Consider the following 16,291-nt stretch of genomic DNA (forward strand, 5'->3'; position numbering starts at 1 on the left):
GAAACCTTGCATTGCAAGGCTTCTTGATGGATTTCTTTTAAGAACACTTAAATACTAGAATTAGAAATTCACTTTCCAACCAATATTTCCAATGAAATCGCTATAGTTATTACTACCCATCTGATATGAAAGATTAAACCATGCATAACTGTTTTTGCTTGTTTGCCCTTCAACACCAAATTTAACTTCACCCAAATTTGAGTTGCCAGAAATACCATAGTAACTATTATCTAACTTCACAAGTTTGTCTTCAGAATTATAAATCCAATTTAATGCGACGTATGGGCGATAGTTTGAGCTAGCTGCAATATCTGTAGGGACCACAAGAAAGGCTTTTGCTCCAAGACGAGTTTGAATATTGCCCTTGCCTTCATCAATTAACGTACCTGTAGATTTTTCTTTAAATGAATCTAATCGAACATCTTGGTAAATAAATTGACCTTGTGGTTGAATCCAATAACTAACGCCTTCACTTTGTCCAAGTTTATAGCTAGAACCTGCTTCTATTGAGGCCGTAATTCCTGAAGAATCATATTTTTCTGTTCCAAAATCTTGTCCAGATACTTCATTTTTAAACTTACTCCACATTGCCCATGTATCGACATATGCACCAGTTTTTTCAGTCGGATTTTCAAACCAGGTTCCATACAAACCAAAGCCATAACCATCGAGTTTTGAAGATGATTTGTAATTTGTAATTGATGATTTGGAATCACTGCCTGCATTACCATAAGCAGCCATTAAGCCGACATTATATTCATCTTTTTCGCCAAAGTTTGCCAAACCTAAACCTGCATGTAAAACATAATGATGACCATCGGTATCAATCTGTCCAGATTTATCTTCAAATTCATTATAGCCCCCTACAGCTCTTAACCAGAGTTGACCGACATCATCTTTATTCATATTGGTGTATTCACTTGCACCAATACGATCTTCTAAACGATGGACAAATAAGTTATTGGCAATATTGGCATTAAAAGTATAACTACCAACCTCTGGGCGAATGACTGGTTGATGTGGACCTGTACTGCCTGTTGGACCAGTCGCTCCGGTAGAACCTGTAGCGCCCGTAGAACCAGTCGCTCCAGTATCACCCGTTGCACCTGTAGAACCTGTTGCACCCGTAGAACCTGTGGCTCCAGTATCACCTGTTGCTCCAGTAGAACCAGTCGCTCCAGTAGAACCCGTTGCCCCAGTAGAACCAGTCGCTCCGGTAGAACCTGTTGCACCCGTAGAACCAGTCGCTCCGGTAGAACCCGTTGCACCCGTAGAACCCGTTGCACCTGTAGAACCAGTCGCCCCAGTAGAACCTGTGGCTCCAGTATCACCTGTTGCTCCAGTAGAACCAGTCGCTCCAGTAGAACCAGTCGCTCCAGTAGAACCAGTCGCTCCAGTAGAACCAGTCGCTCCAGTATCACCCGTTGCACCGGTAGAACCCGTTGCGCCCGTAGAACCTGTGGCTCCAGTATCACCCGTTGCGCCCGTAGAACCCGTTGCACCTGTAGAACCTGTTGCTCCAGTAGAACCTGTTGCTCCAGTAGAACCAGTCGCTCCGGTAGAACCAGTTGCGCCCGTAGAACCTGTGGCTCCAGTATCACCCGTTGCGCCCGTAGAACCAGTTGCGCCTGTAGAACCTGTGGCTCCGGTAGAACCAGTTGCTCCAGTATCACCTGTTGCGCCTGTAGAACCTGTTGCTCCAGTATCACCCGTTGCGCCCGTAGAACCCGTTGCACCTGTAGAACCAGTTGCGCCCGTAGAACCTGTGGCTCCAGTATCACCCGTTGCGCCCGTAGAACCTGTTGCACCTGTAGAACCAGTTGCTCCAGTATCACCCGTTGCGCCCGTAGAACCTGTTGCGCCTGTAGAACCTGTGGCTCCAGTATCACCCGTTGCGCCCGTAGAACCTGTGGCTCCAGTATCACCCGTTGCGCCCGTAGAACCTGTGGCTCCAGTATCACCCGTAGAACCTGTGGCTCCAGTATCACCTGTTGCTCCAGTAGAACCAGTCGCTCCGGTATCACCCGTTTCACCTTTCATATTGAAACTTTCAAGATACCAGTCACCATTCGCATGCTTATTTAACAAATATTCATAACCGCCTTTTACAACACGGCGTTGTAAAAGAAATTCACCATTGGATGCACCATCGATGTCATACATCAAAATAGATTCTTTTCCAGTTGGATCAACCAGATTTAAGTTATTGACCCAAACCCAATCAATACCTTTATCAATCACATTACCCGTAATTTTGACGTTAAGAGGTGGATCAGGAAATTTGAACAACACTTATAAGTGATATTTTGCTCCCCAAATGATGTTATAAACATCAATATATGGAGTATTTTATGGCACGTAGACCAAGAAGAAATCATTCAAATGATTTTAAAGCTAAGGTAGCACTTGCTGCGATTAAAGCAGAAAAAACACTTGCTGAATTGAGTGCTGAATTTGATGTTCATCAAAACCAAATTATCGACTGGAAAAATCAACTGATTTCAGCTTCCTCGCAAGCTTTCGATCAATCAAAAGCTCCAACAGAACCACCCATCGATCTAAAAAAACTACATGCAAAAATCGGTGAGCAGGCATTAGAAATTGATTTTTTAGAAGGTGTGTTGAAGAAACTGGGCCGCTTCAACCACAAAAGTTAATCGATGACTCACTTCAGATTTCAGTATCTAAGCAAGCTCAGCTGCTGAAAGTCTCCCGTGGTTGTTATTACTATCGCCCAAAACCTGTGAGTGCATCAGATCTGAAGCTGATGCGGTGTATGGATGAGTTACATATGCAATACCCTTTTGCAGGTAGCCGTATGATGCGTGATTTGTTGAATCGTCAAGGACATCATATAGGACGACGTCATACACGTACTTTAATGAAGAAAATGGGCATTAATGCGTTATATTGCAAACCAAATTTAAGCCAGGCTAATCAAGCTCACCGCAAATATCCATATCTGCTCAAAGGATTGGCTATTCAGCGCAGTAATCAAGTGTGGTCTACGGATATAACGTATATCCCTATGGCAAAAGGCTTTGTTTATTTATGTGCTGTGATTGATTGGCATAGCCGCAAGGTACTTGCGCATAGAGTATCGATTAGTATGGAGGTTACATTTTGCATAGAAACATTAAATGAAGCTATTGAAAAATATGGTCGACCTGAAATATTTAATACAGACCAAGGCAGTCAGTTTACCAGTGATGCATTTATTGATGTATTGAAATCAAATGACATCCAAATCAGCATGGATGGTAAAGGTCGATGGGTTGATAATGTGATGGTTGAACGATTATGGCGGAGCGTTAAATATGAAGAGGTGTATCTCAAAGCCTACAGCAATGTTTTGGATGCGAAGAAGCAATTAAACGCATATTTTGAATTTTATAATTTGAAACGACCTCATTCGAGTCTGGACAAAATGACTCCAGATGAGTTTTACTATGACCAGCTACCACAACAAAATAAGGTAGCTTAACTAGAGCAGAGTATCACTTATAAATAAGCTTTTAGTTGTTCAAACATGTGGGACCACCTCTGTTATCTGTATATGATTTACCATCTACACCTAAATCACCACTCTGTCCAAGACCCGTTAAATAAGAGTCCATTAGCCAAGTATTATTTCCAGTTGTATAGTCGCCAGTAATGGTTAATTTGTCTCCAGCCACACCATTAGCCAGATCAATTTGAGAGTTGGATGCAACAACGTTTCCTTTTAAGTTAAAAGCAGATTGTGTATTTGTAAGTAGATTACTGCGATTCACATCATGAGCAACAAGTTGTGAATTTATTAAATTTAATGTTGTAAAGTTCGCTTGAGTACTATTTCCATTCGCTTCCAATTGCCAAATCGCGTTATTTTTTAAATTGAGATTTAAAGTAGAGCTGTCTGTTTTATTTACAAGTCCCTGCATATATCCGTTTTCAAAATGATAATTGACTTGGCTTGGCGTTGTACTTGCTCCTTGAACATCAATCAAATACGCATTATTTCCCGTATTAGAAATCAGTGATGTGTTATCACCTCTAGCAGAGAAAATATAGTTTTTTTGGTTTGTTCCTACAGTAATTAAACTTGCCGTATTTGTAGCTGTTTTATTAATGATTAAATTATTAAATGTTGTAATTGTTTGATCTGTAGCTTGACTTGAATTACCACTAATATTAATAGCTTCCCTGCCTGCTTTAATCTCAGTACTAGAGGTAGCGGCATTGGCATCCAGTAAAGCGCCCTGCCAAATAATATCAATTGCAGAATCATTAAGCGCTTTAGTCGTATCTATGATCATTTTTCCTTTGGAGTATAAACGACCTTCGCCTGTACCAATTGCTGCTGTTTTCCCTAAACGAATAGCGTTTGCGCGAGTGGATGTACTCTCAATACTGATATTGCTATTATTTAAATGAACTTCTGGTACCACGCCACCTTGTTCAGAACCAGAAATATAAATTCCTATTGCATCATTTTTTTGATTTTTAATATCAATGTTTAAATCTTTATTCACCTCTACATAGCCAGCAGCACCATTACCAGAAGATTGTGGTGCTCCTTGAATTGCACGAATACCGACAACTAACGGATAATTTGATAAAAAGGATGGGTTATTATTTGCACTCATTTTAATATTTAAATTATCAAATATAGCTTTGGACCTCATCCCATTAAAAGCAGCTGTTTCTGCTGAATTAACACTTGACCCCACAACTACACCATAGTGCTCAAATCGTTCATTAAATGTTGGCCCTTTGGGTAAATCTAGCATGGTAAGATTCAATGTACCAATAGTTGAAGTACCCCCATGCGATACTCCCAGTCCTATTTTTGCAATATTATCCCCATTTGGATTGCTACTATTACTATCTAAATTTGTAATCGTGAGATCGAGTTTTTTTCCAGCGGCATTAAAAGAAGATGTAAAATTAGGTGCAGTTCCATAGACTGAAATCCCCCCCGATCCCTTGAGTGTTGTGGTTAAATCATTGGTCAGCGTTATGCTTCTGTTGGCATTTTGGCTATAAACTAAAAACCCAGTATTCCAAATACTTGTATTTCCTATTTCAGGTAAAATAGTAGATACCTCACAGTTAATATTTGCTCCAGTATTATTTGTATTATTAACCGTAACAGAGCCATTTGTTCCTTGCGTACACTCTACAGCTAAACTCGCTGAGGAAATCAGAACACCACCAATCAATAAAGTCACTTTCGATGATGATTTCCCTTTTCTCCCAAGCTCTGAACATACTACCCAAGCATTTAGGCTTACATTCCATATTAGTTTATAAATTCTATTCATGTGGTATTTCCTTGTATATTATTCTGTGATGTATTTTGCATTTTATAATTAACATATCAACAAAATAAAAACAACACAAATCACATACCACTATAAAATCAACATAAATTACAATTGCTTATACATGAATAAATTATACCATTTGATAGTATTTTCAAATAAAATAGAAAGCTGAAAAAATAAAAAACTGTATAAGATTTATTCAAAAAATAAACATAAAACCTTTGCCTGTGTAAAGAGTGAAGACCTTAAATCATAAGCATTACAGTGTTTAAAATAGACAGCACACATGTTTTTTGTATTCATGTAATCGCTCCCTCTTTTGAGACATATAAAGATTAAATAAAAAATTCGGGAAGAAATAACTGTTGTGACGCCGCTCATATAATCCATAGCAATACCATAGACAAAGCCAGCTAGACATCAAAACCAAAACTATATTATTCAAGATCCAGCTATAGATACAGGCGATATCATTAATTTAATCTTTAAACCGTTTTCTCATTCATATAACGCCAATATCGCTTTGGTACATATTGAATATGCAGTTTAATGTTTTTCCGCGCTGAAATATTTACACTATTAAAATAATCTTTCCAAAGCTGATCATATAGAACCTCTTGATGATCTAATTCAACACTAAAATCTTGACTAGAACCTTGATGAATCTTTTGATCAATCTCTAAGACATTCATATTGACTTGATGAACCTGTCTTAAATCATAATAGATACCAAAATCTCGTTTTTCATCATAAATAAGCCAGCGCTGGTCTTGATATCTGGCTTTAAAATGCTTTTCGATCAAAGGCAAAACATTGAAATCTGGCTTAACCAAGCTTAAAAATAATTCATCTTTACATTTTTTAAAGCGAACAAAAGCTTCCATACGGTGCTTTTCTCTTCCCACTTGTTTGGCCCATTTTGACAGTGCCAAAACATCTGGATGACCATAATCTCGATCAATCGCTTTTTGAGCGAAGAATGCATAAACACTAAAATTAAACAGATGTTGAAAAGCATCTTCCTGTTCAGATAAAAAAGTATAGTAAAAATTACGTAAACCACTTGCTGAAACTTTTAACTTTAGGCCTTGCCAAACTCTATTGGCTTGAGCGTCATTAGATTCAACAAAAATCGTTTCATCAAATAAAGCGGCTTGAGTATTGTTTTCACTTGAGACAATGACATCAAACTCTTTAAATTGAAATGCACGAAATACACAACACAAAATCCCTGTCATGGTCCCATCAAAAATATATTTCGCCATTTAGAATAACAAATCCAATTGTGGCGAAAGTTGTTGAGTATATTTTGAATGCCCTGTCTGTAATATTTTCTGGCGAATTTGGCTGGGTAATTGATCTTTTAAAAAAGGAGGGGTATCAGCACAACGAATAAAATGCATTGCCCTGTTATACGCAATCCCCAATTTTTTGATTTGATCAATATGAATTTTACCAAAACGACGTGCTTGAACAATTTTCTTAGCTGAACGGACCCCAATTCCAGGGACTCTTAAGATCATTCGATATTCAGCTTGATTGATATCGATAGGAAATTGTTCAGGATGACGTAATGCCCAACTCAGTTTTGGGTCGATATCTAAATCTAAATTTGGATGCTTTGCATTAACAATTTCATTTGCTTCAAAGCCATAAAACCGCATTAACCAATCAGATTGATACAGTCTATTTTCACGCAGTAATGGCGGTGCTGAACCTACCGAAGGCAACGCTTTTTCTTCATCATTAATCGGAATATAGCCCGAAAAATATACCCGTTTGAGTTTAAATTCTTTGTAGTGGTGATCAGCCATTAAGATAATATCCTGATCCGTTTCGTTATGTGCACCCACCACCATTTGAGTTGTTTGTCCTGCTGGAACAAACTTCGGCACAGTTTTTATAATTTTTCTTTCATCTTTAAATTGAATCAAACGGTCTCGAACAATGCCCAAATCTTTTTGCACTTCGTCATGGGTTTTTTCAGGGGCGAACTTTTTTAAACCTTCTGCGGTAGGCATTTCTAAATTGATACTCATCCGATCTACATAAAGCCCTGCCTCATGGATAATCTCCTGTGAAGCACCTGGAATCGTTTTAAGATGAATATAGCCATTAAAGTTCTCTTCTAATCGTAGCTTTTTAACGACTTGTAGCATGCGCTCCATGGTATAGTCTGCTGACTTAAAAATTCCTGAACTGAGAAACAGCCCTTCGATATAATTTCTTCTATAAAAATTAATGGTTAAATCAACAACTTCTTGTACCGTAAAAGCAGCTCGTTTGACATCATTAGAACGGCGAGAAACACAATATGAGCAATCAAAAATACACACATTGGAAAATAAAATTTTAAGCAGCGATACACATCGACCATCTTCGGTATAACTATGGCAAATTCCAGCCCCCGTATTGCCTAGCCCACTGTCTTTGTTTTTACGGTTACTGCCACTGGATGAACATGACACATCATACTTCGCAGCATCTGCTAAAATTTGCAGTTTTTCTCTAATACGCTCTGTCATCACTCACACCTAATTTTCCGAATGAACTTTAGTGATTATATAAATTATGAGCGGTCAACAATGGCGATTTTTTTATTGTTGCGACATCAGCTGTCGTATAAATTTAAAGCGTTAAATAAAAATTAATGTGCTAGAAAAAACCTGAATTATTGCCCATTCAATTGAATGGGCAATAATTTAAGCAGAAACAATTACATTTTTTAAGCTTGAGCGGAAAGTGGAACACCAAATAATCGATCAAAAGACCAATTAAAAATAAATGTATAAATTGGAATGATAACAATTAAAGCCGCATCTAATAAAAAAGCCTCTAGAAAACTAATATTCATCCACCATGCAATCAATGGAATAAGAAAAACCACCAAGGTTAATTGAAATCCGATCGCATGAGCTACACGGCGTTTTACCGTACGTTGTCGTAAAGTTTGGCGTTTTTCCCATGCTTCAAAAATTAAGTTATAAATAAAGTTCCAGCTCACAGCAATCGTGGTAATCAGGAAAGCCAAAGGCCCTGTATGGGTTAATTGTGTACCCGAAAGTAGTGCCAGCCCTAAAGAAGAAATACCCAGTCCAATGATTTCATAGGTACTTACATAAATTACTCTACGTTTAAGACCTTGCATAAACTTACCCAAACAGATTTTCAAAAAAGCTATTTTAATTTCAGTTATAATAATAGATAAAGACAATAGCTTTCAGTTTGACTGATACCAATTATGAATTTCACCAGCGAAAATATAGAATTATTTGTAAAAGTACTGGATACAGGCTCTTTTTCTGCTGCGGCTCGTGCCTTAAATCGAGTACCATCAGCCGTCAGTATGGGTATTGCAAATATTGAAGCAGAATTAGGCTTACAGCTGTTTGAAAGAACACCCCGCAAAGTGATTCCAACAGCGTCAGCACTTGCCTTAGCCCCACAAGCAAGAATCATCTCAGAACAATTAAAACAATTGAGTAAACATGCTTATGAACTGTCCTTAGGTTTGGAGAGTACTTTAAAAATAGGTGTTGTATCGGATGTAAACAATCAAAAACTTTTACAATCTATTGATAAACTTGCAGCAAAATACCCACTGCTCAATATCGAAATCATTACTGCACCACAAGATGATATTTTGCATTTACTGTATTCAGAACAAATCACAATTTGTTTAGCAGGTTCAGGGCAACATATTAAAATGCAAGAACATTTGCAATTGGTCAGCATGGAAGTTGTTGTTGCAACAATCTCTGCAAATCATGCCTTGATGAATCAAGCAGTTCATCCTATTTATATTGAGGATTTGGTTAATGTTCGGCAAATTGTTGTTGCCAGTAGTGCGCTTGATATTGCTGATTTGAGATCGGTAATTGCCGCATCTTATTGGCGAACCAATGATCTACAAACGGCGATTGATATGGTTGAGATCGGCTTAGGATGGGGAAATTTCCCATATTCATTGGTCAAATCACATATTGATGCTGGGCGTTTAATCCAAATTGATTTTAAAAATACCTACAATCAACTTTCCGTTCCGATTTATCTGATTTGGTTAAAAGATAAAGCACTACCTAAAGCATCGCGGGAATTAATCGAGTTAATTAGACAAAGTCTAAATGAACATAACGACGCATTGAATAACAAGAATAGTCTTTGACTCAGTGCGCGTTAATGATTTTATTTTATCCAGTTTTCATTGTAAATTTATTAGAATTGAATGAAATTCTATAAAAAATTTGACTTGCGAAGCTCAGCACTTACAATACGCCTTTTAGATTTCTAGTATTACCTAAATCATGTCAAACGATCAAATTGAAGCACAAATTGTAGAATTAGACAATTTGCAAGAACACCGTGAAATTGTGACATTTATGCGTAGATCGTCACCGCTCAATACTTCACAACGTACTGCGCTTGAACAACATCGTGATTTAATTTTGGAATACCCTGTCGGCGATTTACGTCAACACTTTGAACATCCTGAACGCCCACTTACGGTAGAAATTGGTTTTGGTATGGGCCGCTCTTTGGTCCTGATGGCAAAAGCCAATCCTGAACGTAATTTTGTTGGAATCGAAGTGCATGTGCCTGGTATTGCGCAATGTGTTTATGAAGCAGGTATGGCAGAAGTTAAAAACCTACGTGTTTTAGATGCAGATGCAATCCAAGTTCTGCGTGAAATGCCTGACAATAGTATCAATACAGTTCAACTTTATTTCCCTGATCCTTGGCAGAAAAAACGTCATTTTAAACGCCGTTTTGTTTCTCATGATCGTATGCCATTGGTTGAAGAAAAACTGGAAATCGGTGGTACATTCCATGCTGCAACAGACTGGGAACCGTATGCTGAATGGATGCTTGATGTTTTAGACAATCGTCCTCGTTTAGAAAATTTAGCAGGCAAAGGCAATAGCTATCCTCGTCCTGAATGGCGTCCACAAACCAAGTTTGAACGTCGTGGTATTGAGGCAGGTCATAAGATTAATGACTTTATTTTTAAGAAAATAAATTAATCCAAATCACCCTCCTTCTAAATTTATCTGTAGCATTAAATATCAAATATTTAATGCTATTTTTTTGTCTAATGTTGCCTATTTAAATTGGACTCATCCTAAAATATTTTAGCTAGATTTTTTATGCTAAAAGTTAAGCTTTGTTCCCAATGCCAAGACCCAAGCATTGTTGACATCATGTGTTGCACCAGGATGAACGATATATTGCAGGCTTGGACGTAACATCAGCCATTTTGTTGGATAATAACTATAATTTAATTCAATATTATATTCGGCATCAGCATTAAATTGTTTATTGTCTTCTGTAAAACGATCATTGATATGAATACGATTAAGCGCAAAACCAAAATTATCCTCAGCTCGGCTGCTTATCACCCCATAATACTTTAAACCGATCTGTTGAGACTGATCCACCTTGTTGGTGGTACGGCTATGGAATGTAAAATTGGCAAAACTGTGTAAGCCCTGCTTTCCTACACCAACTGAAGTAAGTTGCTGGTCAAAATTAAACCAAGCGCCATAAGTATGATTTTGTTGCTGTCCCGTCCGTATATCCTTTTGATTTTTAGCTTGATCTGCGCTGTTATACATTGCCCCTACACGATAAGTCCCTGCTAATCCATTGATCAATGATTTCGGTTGCCAGATCATCTCTATGGGAATGGTGACACCATCGGCGTGATGGGTACTCAGATTCCAGCCATGACGTTCTAAAGCATTTTGAGGGTTATATTCATAAACGCCGATTTGTGCGGCCAGATCTGGGTGAAATTGATATTTTAAACGACCACCCCATTGAGAAATTGGAGAGTTATACCAAATTCCGCTTTGCCATTTCCCCATTTGCGCAGCACAAAATGAATTATTTTGAAATTCACAAGACATCACATTGAAATCTGTACCTATTCCCAAACGCCCTAATTTAATACTGAGCCCCTGTTGTTTAAAGTTTTTCTCCAAAGAAAACTCGGTCAATCGACTTTTACTGTTACCACGACCATAATTTGCTTGAACATTGGCAAGCTGTGGTGCAGATGGATCAGAAATATCTTCGGAAGATAAACTTTGTCCTTGTCTTGCTGTGATTGTTACTTTTAATGTCATCCCCTCCCAATTTGCCAGCTTTTCTAAATCTAAAGTTGAACCAATTAAAAATTGACTGGCATATTTAGGATCATTCCCCGAATTATAGCCACCATCGGCTAAATAAGCGCTGTCTACAATCAAGTTTGCATCTAATTTAATCCCTTGCGTTAAAAGTTCAGTCCGCATCCCCTGCCAATCACCAAACAAATAATGACTATTTTTGTCTAAGCTGTGTTGAGCAGCATGCAACTGTATACTGAGCAATGAAACAAAAGGAATCATACATTTAATTAAATTTGACATAGGTTTACCTTAATTTTGCAAAGTCCATAATTAAAATAAATGACAGATGCTGGCTTTGCTGTTTGACAAGACATGGCTTAATTTTTGGATTTTTCAAAAATGTGAATGATGAATGCGAGTTAAATCAATCAAGGCTTGATTTAACTAAAAAATGATTATTCCAATAGATATTTGAAGGAATTTTTAAGCGCCGACATGATCACCATAATCATGACAAAAACGCCATCAAGCATGATTACTCATTGATGTTTATTCATCATTAAGCCACTAGCTTGGTTGGACAAATCTTTGCTTGGCTGCGAGATAAGACAGATACAACACAGGTGCGACAAAGAAAGCGACACTCCAGAAATCTAGATACACATATAAAAAAGCACCTAAAAATGCGCCAATCACAAACCCCACCACAATGCTGAAACTATGCTGTAGCTTTTGCATATTGCTATCGTTCCGATCTCTTAAATAATTAGAAATATCTATACCTAACTGTGTTGTATTTCCCGTCATCATGGTGCTCGGACTAATATGTTTAATTAAGGTTTTACTTGAAGTGTTACGAATAGCTAAAGCGATCAGCCCTAAACCACCGGTAATTGCGACGGTGACACTATTGGCATCTTTAAATGGTTCAAAATATAAACCCGCAAGCATAAACCCAAGCAAAAAAATTGCTTCCCCCAAAAATAAATAACTTAAAGTGGTATGTTTTTGTACGCTACGATCAATCCAATATTTGGTGATGGCAACAGTCAGAATAAATAAGGGAATTGCCCCAAGCTTAATCCAAATCCCTGGCCCACCTTTGACCCAAGCAGCACCGGCTAAGACTAAGTTTCCTGTGACATGTGCAGTAAAAAAACCAAACAGTGCGATAAAGCCAATGGTATCAATTGCGCCACCCACAATTGTCAATAACAAAGGATCTCGACATGTTTTCCAAAACCCACTCGGTGGCGTCGTTTGTATATTTTCCATGTTCTACTCGTCATTCAATAATTAATTAGAATTAGGATCTGTCAAAACCTAAGCTTTTTTTATAGTTGTCCCGATTGATGTAAATCATCAGTAACAAAACTGGGGGAAGTAAAAATAACCACAGCAATGCAAATTTATATACGATTGCGGCAACTGCGCATCCCAATGCAAAACTCAACATGGTTGGAAAAATTGCAACAATACTCTGACGAATTTGCAGTCTTTTTTCCTGAGAAGGTTTGGAAAAAAGTTCAGCAATATTTAACATCAATTGTGTTGTAGCGCCCGTCATCACAGTTGTTGGTGATTCTTTCGTCCAATGGATACGATGCATCGCATTTTGAATCGCCATAGCCGCCACCAATAACATACCGACAGTGAAACTCATGATGGTATCGTATTTAGGAAAGGGCAAATAAAAGTAGGAACATACAGCGACAATACTAAAAAGCAAAAACATCAGTTTGAGAAAAAACGCATATGAACTGTTTTGATGGCGGATAAACTTTTGATCCAACAATTTTACCGATAAAACCGTAATACAGAACATCGGTAATGCTGCCAATTTAGCCCAAGCACCTGTTTGGCTCTCGGAGACTAAAGCCGCGCCTAATGTTACAAAATTACCTGTCACGTGGGCAGAAAATAAGCCATGCAATGCGAGAAAGCTTGCAGTATCGAGATAGCCTGCATTGAAGCTCAATAATTTACTTAGTCTGAATTGCATCGTTTGCCCCTTTCTCCTGTTATTACTTCACCCTATCGTTAGGATAATAAGTTTTTAATCATTGGCATGAGTTGTTCGCCAATAACCATCCCCAATAAACCGCATAGGGCCACAAAAGGTGGTGCTGGAGATTTCACATTTAATAGGTAATACAACACGCCAACCAACAACCCAACGGCCAAAGAGATCAGATAGATTTTCATAAATTTCTCCCCAATAAAATTCCACCTAGTTTCAGATGGAATTTTTTAGGTTGGTTTTAAAAAGCAAAACAAGAACAGCCTAGTGCGCCCCAAAATGATTTTTTTTCCTGATCATTGATAGGAACATCAAGCATCCATGCATGCGAATGTCCATGCATGCCACAGCTACTAGAACATGCACACACTGCTGAATCTTTTTGTAAGGGTTGTAAGGAAGGTGCATTACGATTTTCAGACTGACGCCACTGTCCGCCAAATCGTTTGACTGGTGACCAATCAGGCGATGCGGGTGGAATCGGTGGATCTTGTTGCTTAAATTCGGCACCCGCATAGACCACTTTACCGTCCATCACCGTCATGACTGATTCAATAAATTGAATTTCATCGCCCTCAACAGTGAGATAGTCATCTGAAAGTACAACAAGGTCCGCATGTTCACCTGCGACTAAAGCGCCTTTATTACTTTGCTCGCCTGAAAACCAAGCCGATCCTTTGGTCCATAGTCTTAGCGCTGTCTGACGATCAAGTAAGTCTTTCTCATCATATAAAGCAAAGCCACCCACAGTTTTACCTGTGGTTAACCATGCCAAACAGACCCAAGGATTATATGATGCAACACGCGTCGCATCTGTTCCAGCACCCACTGGCACACCCAGCTCAAGCATTTTTTTTACCGGAGGCGTGTCTTTGGCTGCATCGGCACCATAACGCTGAACAAAGATTTCGCCTTGATATGCCATACGGTGTTGAATGGCAATTCCACCCCCAAGTGCACCGATCCGTTCTATGTTTTTTTCTGAAACCGTCTCTGCATGGTCAATAATAAAACGGGTTTCAAATGGCTTTTTACCATTGACTCGTTCAAAAACATTGAGCAATCGACTAATGCTTTCATCATAGGTGGCGTGAATTCGAAACGGCCATTTCTTATCAGACAAATGTTCAACAATGGCTTCTAATTCGGTTTCCATTTTTTCTGGAAGATCTGGCCGAGGTTCATAAAAATCCTCAAAATCACCAGCTGACCAAGTCAGGTTTTCCCCCGCACCATTCATCATCAATAATGCATCGCCATCACCGGGAAACGTCATTTCTGTCCATCGTTGATAATCTTCTAACTCTTCACCGGCTTTTTGTGCAAAGAGGTTATAAGCAATACGAACGGTCATTTGATCTTTTTCATGCAATTGATTGATCACTGTATAATCATCTGGATAGTTTTGCCCGCCTCCTCCGGCATCAATCGCAGAAGTGACACCGAGTCGATTTAACTCACGCATAAAATGTCGGGTAGAATTCACTTGATCTTCGACAGGTAATTTGGGTGCTTTACCTAGTGTTGAATACAGAATTGCAGCAGAAGGCGTTGCCAATAATAAACCTGTTGGCTCGCCTTTTTCATTGCGTTCTATTCTGCCCCCAGGTGGATCAGGAGTATCTTTATTAAAACCTAAGACATCTAATGCTGCTCTGTTCAGCATTGCGCTTGCATATAGATGCAGAATAAAAACTGGGGTATCAGGCGCAGCTTTATTGATTTCAGCTAAAGTTGGTAAACGCTTTTCTGCAAATTGGAATTCAGTCCACCCACCGACAACACGGACCCACTGTGGCGCTGGCGTATTTTCTGCCTGCTCTTTGAGTAAGTTTAAAGCATCTTTAACAGTCGGTACCCCTTCCCAACGCAACTCCATATTATAGTTAAGCCCGCCACGAATAATATGGAGATGGCTGTCATTTAAACCGGGAATAACGCGACGACCATTTAAATCAATCACTTTTGTCAAGTCGTTGGCCAACTTCATGATGCTATTTTCATCACCCGTGGCAAACACTTTTCCATCAGCGATCGCAATTGCATCTACTTCAGGTTGTTTCGGGTCAAGCGTGGTAATTTTGCCGTTCTTAAGAATTAACTGTACATCTGTCATGATCATCTCCATGTAGATGAATATTTATATCCATAAGGTTTATTTTGCTGACACAGGTGCAATAACTTCATGCTGCGTTGTGGTTCTTTCTGGCGCTTTATGTACCATGGTATATGCATAATCTACGCCCATACCGTATGCACCCGAATGTTCACGCACAATGTCCATCACTGCATCATAAGTTTCACGATGTGCCCAATCACGTTGCCACTCAAGTAAAACTTGTTGCCAGGTTACAGGAACCACACCTGCTTGAATCATCCGTTGCATCGCATAATCATGTGCTTCTTTTGAAGTTCCACCTGAAGCATCGGCAACCATATAAATTTCATAATCACCTTCCAGCATCGCGCCAAAAGCGAATGTAATATTGCAAACTTCAGTCCATAAACCAGATACGATAATTTTTTTACGATGATTGGCTGCCAATGCATCACGAACCTTTTGGTCATCCCATGAGTTCATAGAGGTTCTTTCGAGTAAAGGTGCTTCAGGGAACACATTTAATAATTCTGGAAAAGTGTGTCCTGAAAAACTTTCTGTTTCTACTGTTGTAATAGTGGTTGGAATATTAAAAACCTGAGCAGCTTTAGCCAATCCCACCACATTATTTTTTAAAGTTTGACGATCAATTGACTGTACGCCAAAAGCCATTTGTGGTTGTTGATCAATAAAGATGATTTGACAGTTTTGAGGTGTAAGTTGTTCTAAAAATGCTTTATTCATTTTGATTCGC

At 38.7% G+C, this 16,291-nt stretch carries 14 protein-coding genes; 3 read left to right on the plus strand and 11 right to left on the minus strand.

Annotated elements, in window-relative coordinates; translation table 11 throughout:
• Positions 1-60: 60 nt before the first annotated feature.
• The gene (locus L3V46_RS11870) at positions 61-2,292 is read right to left on the minus strand and encodes an autotransporter outer membrane beta-barrel domain-containing protein (RefSeq protein WP_239045781.1); all 2,232 of its coding nucleotides are present in this window, start codon (positions 2,290-2,292) and stop codon (positions 61-63) included.
• Positions 2,293-2,351: 59 nt separating this feature from the next.
• Between L3V46_RS11870 and L3V46_RS11875 the strand changes: the two genes are divergently transcribed.
• Positions 2,352-3,484, plus strand: a protein-coding gene (locus L3V46_RS11875; protein WP_225367773.1) for an IS3 family transposase whose coding sequence is annotated in 2 segments (ribosomal slippage) — positions 2,352-2,604 and positions 2,604-3,484 — 1,134 coding nt in all. Because the reading frame shifts where the segments join, the coding sequence is not laid out codon by codon here.
• A gap of 31 nt (positions 3,485-3,515) precedes the next feature.
• Here L3V46_RS11875 and L3V46_RS11880 read toward each other — a convergent pair.
• The 4 genes from L3V46_RS11880 to L3V46_RS11895 all read right to left on the minus strand — a co-directional run bounded on the left by L3V46_RS11880 (position 3,516) and on the right by L3V46_RS11895 (position 8,457).
• The gene (locus L3V46_RS11880; RefSeq protein ID WP_239045782.1) at positions 3,516-5,306 is read right to left on the minus strand and encodes an ESPR-type extended signal peptide-containing protein; all 1,791 of its coding nucleotides are present in this window, start codon (positions 5,304-5,306) and stop codon (positions 3,516-3,518) included.
• 488 nt (positions 5,307-5,794) lie between these two features.
• Positions 5,795-6,574 carry a TIGR03915 family putative DNA repair protein gene (locus L3V46_RS11885; RefSeq protein WP_004821030.1) on the minus strand — a complete coding sequence of 260 codons (780 nt, stop codon included), beginning with the start codon at positions 6,572-6,574 and terminating at the stop codon, positions 5,795-5,797.
• Complete coding sequence (locus tag L3V46_RS11890; protein ID WP_239045783.1) at positions 6,575-7,834, minus strand: putative DNA modification/repair radical SAM protein; 1,260 nt, start codon at positions 7,832-7,834, stop codon at positions 6,575-6,577. It lies immediately after the preceding gene.
• A gap of 200 nt (positions 7,835-8,034) precedes the next feature.
• Complete coding sequence (locus L3V46_RS11895; RefSeq protein ID WP_004821026.1) at positions 8,035-8,457, minus strand: PACE efflux transporter; 423 nt, start codon at positions 8,455-8,457, stop codon at positions 8,035-8,037.
• A 93-nt stretch (positions 8,458-8,550) separates the two neighbouring features.
• Between L3V46_RS11895 and L3V46_RS11900 the strand changes: the two genes are divergently transcribed.
• Together L3V46_RS11900 and trmB are read left to right on the plus strand one after the other, a co-directional pair.
• Positions 8,551-9,474: a LysR family transcriptional regulator gene (locus tag L3V46_RS11900; protein WP_239045784.1), complete on the plus strand. Its 924-nt coding sequence runs from the start codon at positions 8,551-8,553 to the stop codon at positions 9,472-9,474.
• Positions 9,475-9,613: 139 nt separating this feature from the next.
• The gene (trmB, locus tag L3V46_RS11905; RefSeq protein ID WP_004821023.1) at positions 9,614-10,330 is read left to right on the plus strand and encodes a tRNA (guanosine(46)-N7)-methyltransferase TrmB; all 717 of its coding nucleotides are present in this window, start codon (positions 9,614-9,616) and stop codon (positions 10,328-10,330) included.
• Positions 10,331-10,456: 126 nt separating this feature from the next.
• Here the strand turns inward: trmB and L3V46_RS11910 are convergent, their stop codons facing one another.
• From L3V46_RS11910 to L3V46_RS11935, 6 genes are all read right to left on the minus strand, one after another.
• Positions 10,457-11,719 (minus strand): carbohydrate porin, encoded by a 1,263-nt coding sequence (locus tag L3V46_RS11910; RefSeq protein WP_239045785.1) that lies wholly within the window; start codon positions 11,717-11,719, stop codon positions 10,457-10,459.
• A gap of 267 nt (positions 11,720-11,986) precedes the next feature.
• Positions 11,987-12,694, minus strand: coding sequence for a YoaK family protein (locus tag L3V46_RS11915; protein WP_239045786.1), 708 nt, complete (start codon positions 12,692-12,694; stop codon positions 11,987-11,989).
• Positions 12,695-12,725: 31 nt separating this feature from the next.
• On the minus strand, positions 12,726-13,421 hold the full coding sequence (locus L3V46_RS11920) for a YoaK family protein (RefSeq protein ID WP_239045787.1): 696 nt from the start codon (positions 13,419-13,421) through the stop codon (positions 12,726-12,728).
• Positions 13,422-13,459: 38 nt separating this feature from the next.
• On the minus strand, positions 13,460-13,624 hold the full coding sequence (locus L3V46_RS11925; RefSeq protein WP_004721074.1) for a DUF1427 family protein: 165 nt from the start codon (positions 13,622-13,624) through the stop codon (positions 13,460-13,462).
• 56 nt (positions 13,625-13,680) lie between these two features.
• Positions 13,681-15,555 carry an amidohydrolase gene (locus tag L3V46_RS11930; RefSeq protein WP_239045788.1) on the minus strand — a complete coding sequence of 625 codons (1,875 nt, stop codon included), beginning with the start codon at positions 15,553-15,555 and terminating at the stop codon, positions 13,681-13,683.
• Positions 15,556-15,594: 39 nt separating this feature from the next.
• Complete coding sequence (locus tag L3V46_RS11935) at positions 15,595-16,281, minus strand: hydrolase (protein WP_004821006.1); 687 nt, start codon at positions 16,279-16,281, stop codon at positions 15,595-15,597.
• Positions 16,282-16,291 lie beyond the last annotated feature (10 nt).

Source organism: Acinetobacter sp. AG3 (assembly GCF_022343575.1).
Lineage (GTDB): Bacteria > Pseudomonadota > Gammaproteobacteria > Pseudomonadales > Moraxellaceae > Acinetobacter > Acinetobacter guillouiae.

Bases quoted from the DNA above. Each gene is read 5' to 3' on its own strand.
- L3V46_RS11880 (WP_239045782.1), bottom strand. From the start codon at position 5,306: ATGAATAGAATTTATAAACTAATATGGAATGTAAGCCTAAATGCTTGG.
- L3V46_RS11885 (WP_004821030.1), bottom strand. From the start codon at position 6,574: ATGGCGAAATATATTTTTGATGGGACCATGACAGGGATTTTGTGTTGT.
- L3V46_RS11890 (WP_239045783.1), bottom strand. From the start codon at position 7,834: ATGACAGAGCGTATTAGAGAAAAACTGCAAATTTTAGCAGATGCTGCG.
- L3V46_RS11895 (WP_004821026.1), bottom strand. From the start codon at position 8,457: ATGCAAGGTCTTAAACGTAGAGTAATTTATGTAAGTACCTATGAAATC.
- L3V46_RS11900 (WP_239045784.1), top strand. From the start codon at position 8,551: ATGAATTTCACCAGCGAAAATATAGAATTATTTGTAAAAGTACTGGAT.
- trmB (WP_004821023.1), top strand. From the start codon at position 9,614: ATGTCAAACGATCAAATTGAAGCACAAATTGTAGAATTAGACAATTTG.
- L3V46_RS11910 (WP_239045785.1), bottom strand. From the start codon at position 11,719: ATGTCAAATTTAATTAAATGTATGATTCCTTTTGTTTCATTGCTCAGT.
- L3V46_RS11915 (WP_239045786.1), bottom strand. From the start codon at position 12,694: ATGGAAAATATACAAACGACGCCACCGAGTGGGTTTTGGAAAACATGT.
- L3V46_RS11920 (WP_239045787.1), bottom strand. From the start codon at position 13,421: ATGCAATTCAGACTAAGTAAATTATTGAGCTTCAATGCAGGCTATCTC.
- L3V46_RS11925 (WP_004721074.1), bottom strand. From the start codon at position 13,624: ATGAAAATCTATCTGATCTCTTTGGCCGTTGGGTTGTTGGTTGGCGTG.
- L3V46_RS11930 (WP_239045788.1), bottom strand. From the start codon at position 15,555: ATGACAGATGTACAGTTAATTCTTAAGAACGGCAAAATTACCACGCTT.
- L3V46_RS11935 (WP_004821006.1), bottom strand. From the start codon at position 16,281: ATGAATAAAGCATTTTTAGAACAACTTACACCTCAAAACTGTCAAATC.